Source organism: Lunatimonas salinarum (assembly GCF_017811155.1).
GTDB classification, from domain to species: Bacteria; Bacteroidota; Bacteroidia; order Cytophagales; family Cyclobacteriaceae; genus Lunatimonas; species Lunatimonas salinarum.
The window spans coordinates 1-2463 of record NZ_JACVCV010000054.1 but is presented as its reverse complement, the minus strand read 5'-3'; the positions used below and the strand labels follow the sequence as shown (position 1 = coordinate 2463).

The following is a 2463-nucleotide window of genomic DNA, read 5'->3' as shown; positions in this document are numbered from 1 at the left end:
CGGGGTTTGCAGTCTCGCTTCCTTCAGTGCATGCCTCACGGCAAACCACCTTGCGACTTGCTAACGCTTCGGGGCGTTACCCCCGCACGTAAGGGACTTGCACCCTCTGGAATATTATGGTATCTTCGATACCAGATGCCCATGCCGGGCACACACATCACCTTGGATACAGCGGACAGTTTCGTTTAAAGAAGGAGATTCGTATATTGTTAACGATTGGAGTAGGCTGGAAGAGAGGTGTTCCGAACGTCCGCCGTCTCCAAGCTGAGGACCGTTACCTGCTATGTTAGGACGACCGTTCACAACGACACAGTTTGACGGACTGACAAACGAAATTTGCAGAAAACGGGGATCGCTGAAAACCGTATAGAGTAAGCACAAACAAAAAAACAATTTTAAAAATGGCTTTAAGTTGGTATCAATGCAAAAATTGCGGAACAGCAATTAAAAAAGACAGTAGCCCAAGCAACTCAGGTTGTTCAGCTAAAACATTTCACTCGTGGACAAAACTTGCAGAAGTTGGTGACACTAATTACAGTTGTAAAAAGTGTGGGACAACAATTCAAGCTAAATCTTCACCAAGTAATTCAGGATGTCCTGACTCAACTTTTCACTCGTGGACAAAACTCTAACGATTTTTTCGGTGGTGGCTTCGCCACCACCGATTTTTTTAACAACACTAATAATTTAGAATGGAAGCATCAACAACAATAAAACAAATGTTAGCAGGGAACAGAATTTTTGTTCCTACTTATCAAAGAGCATATTCTTGGGACACAGAATTTGAAAGTAGCAAATCGCCCAAACAAGTAAACACTTTTTTAACTGACTTGGAAGACTACAATCGGAGCACAACAAAATCAAAATACTATTTCGGACACTTTTTATTTGAAGAAAAGGAAGCCAATAAGTTTGGAGTAATTGACGGTCAACAAAGGCTTACGACAATTGTGATTTTTCTTTCGGCACTTTTCGCAAGACTCAAACAGATAAGACAGCTAAATGAAACCGAGCAAGAAACATTTGAAGATATTATCAGAAGAAATTCAACTTACCGTTTTGCTACGGTTGACTATGATAACCAACTTTTCAAAGATTATGTAATTGACCAATCCAAAAAGGACAAAAACGGACTTGAAACAGAATCGGCAAAAAGAATTGTGGGGGCTTTTGACTTTTTTGCTCAAAAACTAATAAATAAAGATGAAGCATATCTTTTGAAAATGCTTGAAACTGTTCAAAGTGCATCTTGCACAACCCACCCAGTTACAGACGAATCAGAAGCAATTCAAATGTTTATCTTCCAAAATAACAGGGGTAAAAAACCTTCTAATTTGGAGATAATAAAAGCTCAATTTATGTTCAATGTTCATCTTTATGGTGGAGAAGAAAAAGAATCATTAATTGAAGAAATTAAATCCCGCTTTGAAAAAATCTATAAATCAATATCCTCAATTGAATATAATATCAACGAAGATGATGTTTTGGTTTACACTTTACGAGTTCATTTCAATTCTCTGTGGGAATCAAACGCAATTGAGAAAATCAATAAATTACTTTCAGAAGAAAATTCAATTTCATTTATAAAGGATTTTACTCGTTCACTTGCTATAAGTTTTGAGCATTTAACATCATTCTTTGGCAAAGACCAAAGAGAAAATCTTGAAATTCATTCTCTCATTTCACTTGGTGGCATTGGTATTTCTATTCCTTTTATTATTAAAGCTTACAAATTTGGACTTTCCAAAAATGACATATCACAACTTTGTTCAAGTCTTGAATCATTGGTGGTAAGACACAGACTAATAGGAACAAGAGCAGATATAACTTCAAGACTTAATGACGTTTACCAAAAGTTTAAAGAAGACAATTCAACAATAAAGCCAATCATTGAACGCATTGAATGGATGAAGAATGTTGGTTCTGATTCTTGGTGGTGGGCTTATTGGAATAACAGAGAATTTGAAAGAGCTTTACAAGGTGGAGTTAACCACTCGACAGCAAAATTTTTGCTTTGGAAATATGAAAATCATCTTGAATCACAAGGAAAAAGTGGCTATGCCCCGACAAGATTTGATAATATAACAAGTCCTGAATTAGAGCATATTGCACCACAAACAGAAAACCCTGAAACAGGTTACGACACTTACGATGAAGAGTTTATACATCAACATATCAACTCTTTAGGGAACTATTTGCTGCTTTCAAAATCTCATAATTGTTCAGTTGGTAACAAACCATTTGCTGAGAAAAGAGCGAGTTACACCCACTTGGAACAACAAAGGGAAATTCAAGAAATGACAAAGGACAATCCAACTTGGACAAGAGATTTAATACAGCGTAGGAAAGAAAAAATTGTTCAGTATTTAATGACAAACATTTGACGACAGAAGGAAACACAGCAGGTAATCGAGTAGACGGCCCCGCCAACCGTTAGGTTAGCGAGGTGCGCCTCTCACACCA

General features: G+C 37.1%; 2 protein-coding genes. Both read left to right on the top strand.

Features of this window, described 5'->3' with window-relative positions; all coding sequences use genetic code 11:
- Nucleotides 1–189 (top strand): hypothetical protein (locus IAQ59_RS21705; protein WP_209332954.1); only part of this gene is annotated, 189 nt, incomplete at its 5' end.
- Nucleotides 190–692: 503 nt separating this feature from the next.
- Nucleotides 693–2384, top strand: a complete 1692-nt coding sequence (locus IAQ59_RS21700) for a DUF262 domain-containing protein (RefSeq protein WP_209332953.1) — start codon at nucleotides 693–695, stop codon at nucleotides 2382–2384.
- Nucleotides 2385–2463 lie beyond the last annotated feature (79 nt).

Excerpts from the sequence above, each read along its gene's own strand:
- IAQ59_RS21700 (WP_209332953.1), top strand. The coding sequence starts at position 693 with ATGGAAGCATCAACAACAATAAAACAAATGTTAGCAGGGAACAGAATT.